Origin of the sequence: Gemmatimonas sp. (genome assembly GCF_021298855.1) — a bacterium.
Taxonomy (GTDB): domain Bacteria; phylum Gemmatimonadota; class Gemmatimonadetes; order Gemmatimonadales; family Gemmatimonadaceae; genus Gemmatimonas.
Genome location: NZ_JAJTHI010000090.1, coordinates 1 through 6,006 on the forward strand (window position 1 = coordinate 1; position 6,006 = coordinate 6,006).

The window sequence follows — 6,006 nt, forward strand, 5'->3', positions numbered from 1 at the left end:
GGGAACGGCCGCACGAACACATCGGTCTCGCCGCCCCGGGTCGCCGCATAGGCCACGTATCGCCCATCCGGCGACACGCGCATGCCGAACACGTCCGTCCCGTCGTCGAAAAGCCGGGTGAGGGTTCCCGTGGTCACGTCGGCGACCATCGCGTCACTGGGCGGGTTCGCATTGCCCCCCGATGCCTCCAGCAGGATGTAGCGCCCGTCGCGCGTCCAGTCGGTCGTCTCGAGTCGACGCCGGCGATCGGGGAATCCGGACAGTCGACGTGACTGCCCCGTGCGCAGATCCACGATCACGACCGAATCGCCGGGAAAGCCCATCTGCCCGACCGCGAGCAGCGTATCGCCCGGCCCCCACACCGGATTGAGGAAGGTCCGCGGCGGCGTCTCCGCGCGCCGCAGGTCCGTCCAGCCGCGCACGCGCGCCTCCCACTGCGCCACATGGAACCCCCCGTGCACAATGGTGCCGTCGTCGTTCACCCGGAACTGCCCGAAGGTATCCGTCGCCCGAAGGGTATCGCGCCACTGCCCCGCCTCCGAGAATCGCGCGAAGCGGCGCCCCATCGAGGGGTATCCCAGCACCTGCGGCTTCGTGCGCACCAGCATGGTTCCGTTGCGCGCCACGGACACCGGCGACCGGCCGCCGGGATTGAGGACGTCGCGCAGCAGCGCCACCGGGGCGCCCACCAGTTGCCGGGACGCGAGATCGACGCGCTGCGCAAACAGCGTCGAGAGCTCGGCCCCGCGAGGGCTGAGCAGCAGGTACGCGTCGGTGGCGGGCACGGTCCGGCGCAGGCTGGTCGTCGCGAGCAATGTGCGCGTGGAGTCCCCCACCCGGCCGAGCCACGCGAAGTCTGAATTGCTGAGGATGAAATGCTCGCCATCGGCGAGAAACTCGACCTGCGAGGAGAGCGCCGAGTCGCCCGGCGCCTGGAAGTCGAGGGGCACACACTCGCGGCCGGCCCCCGTGGTGCGAAACACGCGGCCGTCGAACTCCGGCACGTAGAGAATGACGTCGTCCCTGCCCCACGAGCCCCGGTTAGTGGCAATCGACGACGCACACAGCGCCGTCACGGCCCCCGATTGGAGATCGACCACCTTTAGCATGCGGTCCGCGAAGAACCCGACGCGCGTGGCGTCCATGGACCAGAACGGCGAGCTCGCGCCGGCCGTGTTCGGCAGGTAGCGACTGCCAACGGAGTCGAGGGCGCGGATGATCAGCCCGTTCCAGTTCGCCGTGCGCCCGACGATCGCCACCGCGCGCGCATCGGGGCTGATCACGACATCGTTTCCGCGCCCGGACCACGTCTCGCCGGCGAGCGGTTCGAGCGACGTGACCATGGAGGTGGCCGCGGTGCCGGCTGACGCCGACGAACGGGCAGACAGCCCCCAACCCGCGGCCATGCCGAGGCCCAGCGCGAGCGCGGCGGTGATCAGCACCGGGCGAAGGCCCCGAATTGTTCGCCGTGACGCGGCGGCGGACATGGTGTCGCGGGCGGCCGTGGCCGTGAGCGCCTCCGCGAACGCCGCCGCGCTGCCGAACCGATCCGCCGGCAGCTTGGCGAGTGCGGTGAAGACCGCGGCTTCCACGCCGTCCGGCACGGTGTCACGCACCGCGCGGATGGCCGCGGGGCGCTCGGTGAGCACGCGGGCCACGATGGCCTGCGTGGTGGGGCCGCTGAACGGCGGCTCGCCGGCGAGCATTTCGTACGTCACCGCGCCCAGCGCGTAGACGTCGCTGCGCGCGTCGATGGTGCGCTCGCCCATGGCCTGTTCCGGCGACATGTACTGCGGCGTACCGAGGCTGAGCCCCGTCTGCGTCATGCGGGCGCCACCCGCCTGCTGCACCGCGAGCGCGATGCCGAAGTCGGCCACCAGCGCACTGCCCTCCTGCAGGAGGATGTTCTCGGGCTTGATGTCGCGGTGGATGATGCCCTGCTTGTGCGCGTGGTCGAGGGCGCCGGCCACCTCGCGCGCCATGCGCAGCGCATCGGCGATGGGCAGTTGCCGCTCCCGCTCGAGCCGCGCGCGCAGCGTTTCGCCCTTCACGTAGGGCATCACGTAATACAACAGCCCGTCGGCGGCGCCGCTGTCGAGCAGCGGCAAAATGTGCGGGTGCTGCAGCCGAGCCGTCGTCTTGATCTCGCTCAGGAAGCGCTCGGCGCCGAGCGCCGCGCCCAGGTCCGGGTGCAGCACCTTGATGGCCACGTCGCGCTCGTGGCGCAGGTCGTGCGCGAGAAAGACCGTGGCCATGCCGCCGGCGCCGAGCTCGCGTTCCACGCGGTAGCGGGCGGCAAGCGCCACGGTCAGTCTGGCCAGCATCTCGGTCATGCGGACGGAATCTGCGTCATGGGGGCGGTGGGCACCGGTCGGTTACAGGATGTACTTCCGCAGGTCCTCGTCTTCCGCCAGCGTGCGCAGCCGCTCGCGAACCATCTCAGTGGTCACCGTGACGGGGTCCTGTCCCCGGTCCGGAAGCTCGTACAGCACCTCCTCGAGCAGCGTGGTCATCACCGTGTGCAGCCGCCGCGCCCCGATGTTCTCCATGCGCTCGTTCAGCCGCGTGGCCACGCGTGCGAGCTCGGCGATGCCGTCGGTCGTGAACTCGAGTGTGGCCCCTTCGGCCTCGACGAGCGCCGCGTACTGCTTGGTGAGGGCATGCTCCGGTTCCGTCATGATGCGCACGAAGTCGGCCTCGGTGAGCGCCTTCAGCTCCACGCGAATGGGGAAGCGGCCCTGCAACTCCGGAATGAGGTCACTGGGTTTGCTCACGTGAAACGCGCCGGCCGCCACGAACAGAATGTGATCCGTCTTCACCGCGCCGTACTTCGTGGACACGGTCGACCCCTCCACGATGGGCAGCAGGTCGCGCTGAACCCCTTCGCGCGATACATCGGGGCCGCCGGTGTGCCCCCGCTCGCCGGCGATCTTGTCGATCTCGTCGAGGAACACGATGCCCATCGCTTCGGCCCGTTCGAGCGCATCACTGGTGATGTCATCGAGTTCGATGAGCTTGTCGAGCTCCTCATCGAGCAGCACCCGCCGGGCCTCGCTCACCTTCACGGTGCGACGCTTGGTTTTCTTCGGCAGCATGTCGCGGAACCACTCCGCCATGCTTTCCATGCCCTCCGGGGCGCCGGGCATCACGGCCCCGGGCAGTCCCGGCCCGGACTGCGTGACCTCGATCTCCACCTCGCGGCCATCGAGTTGGCCGTCGAGCAGCAGGGCCTTGAGCTTCTCGCGGGTGCGCCGGTGCCGCTCGAGGGCCTGCTCATGTTCGTTGCGCGCGTCGGGCGAGGCTTCGGCCGCGAGCGCCGGCGGCACCGGCAGCAGCAGGTCGAGGATGCGGGCATCGACTTTCTCGTGGGCGAGATCCTCCACCTCGGCCTCGCGCTCGCTGCGCACCATGTCGATGGCGTTTTCGATCAGGTCGCGAATCATGCTCTCCACGTCGCGCCCCACGTAGCCCACCTCGGTGAACTTGGAGGCCTCGACCTTCACGAAGGGCGCGCCCGACAGCCTGGCAAGCCGACGCGCGATCTCCGTCTTGCCCACCCCCGTGGGACCGATGAGGATGATGTTGTTGGGGGCGATCTCGTCGCGCAGCGGCTCGGGCGCCCGCTGCCGACGCCAGCGGTTGCGGAGCGCGATGGCGACCGACTTCTTCGCGTCGGCCTGTCCCACGATGTAGCGATCGAGTTCGGCAACGATCTGCCGCGGCGTGAGGTCCGCCAGGCGCGCGATGGCCTGCTGGGTGCGCGGGCTCGGCATCAGGCGCTCGGCTCCAGCACCGTGATGTTCGTGTTGGTGTAGATGCAGATCTCGCCGGCGATCGTGAGCGCCTTGGTGACGATCTCGCGCGGTGAGAGGGCGGTCTCCCGCAGCAGCGCCCGTGCCGCGGCCTGGGCATACGTGCCGCCGGAGCCGATGGCGAGAATGCCATCGTCGGGTTCGATGAGTTCGCCGTTGCCGCTCAGCATGAAGCCGTGCTCGGTGTCGGCCACGATGAGCAGCGCCTCGAGGCGGCGCAGGACGCGGTCGCTGCGCCACTCCTTGGCCAATTCGACCGCCGCCCGCGGCAGGTTGCCGGGATGACGGTCGAGCTTCTCCTCGAACTTCTCGAAGAGCGTGAGGGCGTCGGCGACCGAGCCCGCAAACCCGGCCACCACGCGCCCGCCCTTGAGGACGCGAACCTTGACGGCGGAGTTCTTGGCCACGGTGTCCCCTATGGAGACCTGCCCATCGCCGCCAATGGCAACGCGTCCGTCGCGGCGCACGGCAAGGATGGTGGTGGCACGAACTTCGGGCATCGGCATGGCGTGGTTCGGAAAGGGGCAGGGGTAATGCGGCACCGGAAAGATACGACGGGCGTGAAACGGATGGCACATGCGGCCTTGCCGCGCGACACCATGGGGGTGTCCCCTTGCCAACCCTCTCCGTCCAGCGGCAGCGTATGGCGATGACCACCTTCCCCGAGACGCCGGCTCAGCGCGTGCCCCTCCCCATTTCGTACGCCGACGTGCTCGCCGCCGGCGAGCGCCTGCGCCCGTATTTCGACCCGTCGCCGGTTCGCCACTACCCGCAGCTGGACGAGCTGGTAGGGTACGGTATTCGCGTCCTGGTGAAGCACGAGAACCACCTGCCCACCGGCAGCTTCAAGGTGCGCAACGGCACCGCGTCGATCACCGCGTTGAGCCCGGAAGAGGCAGCGCGGGGGGTTATTGCCGCGACGACCGGCAATCACGGCCTGGGGCTGGCGTGGGCCGGTGCCGCGCGCGGGGTGAGCGTGACCATCTGTGTGCCCACGGGGAACAACCCGGAGAAGAACGCCGGCATCCGGGCGCTGGGCGCCACGCTCATCGAAGTGGGGGAACGCTACGACGACACGGTGGCCGCCTGCCGGGCGATCGCCGAACGGGAGCGGCGGACCATCGTGCACAGCACGAATCACCGGCCGGTCATCGCCGGGGCAGGGACCATGAGTGACGAGTTCCTCACCCAGGCTCCGGAGCTCGACGCGCTGGTCATTGCCCTCGGCGGCGGGTCGCAGGCCGTTGGCGCGTTGACGGTGGCCGACGCGCGCAAGGCGTCATTGGCGGTGTACGCGGTCCAGAGTCAGGAAGCGCCGGCACAGCACGATGCATGGCACGACGGCGAGGCCCGGCAGGGCGCACCGGTCCGGACGTTCGCCGAAGGGATCGCGACCGGTTCCACGTATGCGTTGACGTTCCCCGCGTTGCGTGCCGGGCTGCGTGATTTCGTGCTTGCGAGCGAGGCCATGATTGCGCAGAGCGTGCGCGACCTGTGGCGGATCACGCACAACCTGCCGGAAGGCGCCGGCGCCGCGGGGCTGGCTGGCCTTCGGCTGCTGGCCCCGCAGCTGGCGGGGAAGACCGTGGGTGTGGTGATGTGCGGTGGCAATCTCGATGCGGAGCGGGCCGCGCACATCCTGCTTGGGGGCATGCCGCATTTCCCGAGCGGTACGGGCGAGTTTCTCACGCTACGCTGAGGATGGCCAACAGCTGCGGCGCTGGTGCACATCGGCAACCGCCTGTGGCATACGCGCGATGGGGGGTACGCGCGCCGTCGGCGCGTTGAATGACAAGGCAGGGAGCGGGGTGCAGGGGTCAGACGGCAAGGGGGAGGGGGCGAACACGCCGCCTTCCCTCTTCGCCCTGATCCCCTTCGCTCTGCCCCCTGCCTCGCCAACAGACGCCCATCCTCACCTACGCGCGGGGGTGCGCCTGGCGGTACACCTTCTTGAGGCGTTCCACACTGGTGTGCGTGTAGATCTGGGTGGTGCTGATGCTGGCGTGCCCCAGCAGCTCCTGCACGGCGCGCAGATCGGCGCCGGCGTCCACCAGATGCGTGGCGAAGCTGTGCCGCAGGGAGTGGGTCGTAAGGTCGGCGCCTTCACTCACCGCCTCCAGCAATTGCACCATGGCGTGCTGCACGGCGCGCGGGCTGATGCGACTGCCCCGTTCGCTGAGGAAGACGGCGCCAC

General features: G+C 69.5%; 5 protein-coding genes. 1 reads left to right on the forward strand and 4 read right to left on the reverse strand.

Features of this window, described 5'->3' with window-relative positions:
* The 3 genes from LW840_RS17520 to hslV all read right to left on the reverse strand — a co-directional run.
* Positions 1 to 2,333, reverse strand: a 2,333-nt coding sequence (locus LW840_RS17520; protein ID WP_291277477.1) for a protein kinase, incomplete at its 3' end; no start/stop codon positions are given.
* Positions 2,334 to 2,375: 42 nt separating this feature from the next.
* Positions 2,376 to 3,773: an ATP-dependent protease ATPase subunit HslU gene (gene hslU, locus LW840_RS17525; RefSeq protein WP_291262855.1), complete on the reverse strand. Its 1,398-nt coding sequence runs from the start codon at positions 3,771 to 3,773 to the stop codon at positions 2,376 to 2,378.
* Positions 3,773 to 4,318: an ATP-dependent protease subunit HslV gene (hslV, locus tag LW840_RS17530; protein WP_291262854.1), complete on the reverse strand. Its 546-nt coding sequence runs from the start codon at positions 4,316 to 4,318 to the stop codon at positions 3,773 to 3,775. Before hslV ends, hslU begins: the two co-directional genes overlap by 1 nt.
* Before the next feature lie 143 nt (positions 4,319 to 4,461).
* On the opposite strand from hslV, the gene LW840_RS17535 reads away from it, so the two are divergent.
* Complete coding sequence (locus tag LW840_RS17535; RefSeq protein WP_291277478.1) at positions 4,462 to 5,511, forward strand: pyridoxal-phosphate dependent enzyme; 1,050 nt, start codon at positions 4,462 to 4,464, stop codon at positions 5,509 to 5,511.
* Between the two features lie 217 nt (positions 5,512 to 5,728).
* Here the strand turns inward: LW840_RS17535 and LW840_RS17540 are convergent.
* Positions 5,729 to 6,006: tyrosine-type recombinase/integrase (locus LW840_RS17540; RefSeq protein ID WP_291277479.1), on the reverse strand; the 278-nt coding region annotated here is incomplete at its 5' end.

Bases quoted from the DNA above. Each gene is read 5' to 3' on its own strand.
- LW840_RS17535 (WP_291277478.1), top strand. From the start codon at position 4,462: ATGACCACCTTCCCCGAGACGCCGGCTCAGCGCGTGCCCCTCCCCATT.
- hslV (WP_291262854.1), bottom strand. From the start codon at position 4,318: ATGCCGATGCCCGAAGTTCGTGCCACCACCATCCTTGCCGTGCGCCGC.
- hslU (WP_291262855.1), bottom strand. From the start codon at position 3,773: ATGCCGAGCCCGCGCACCCAGCAGGCCATCGCGCGCCTGGCGGACCTC.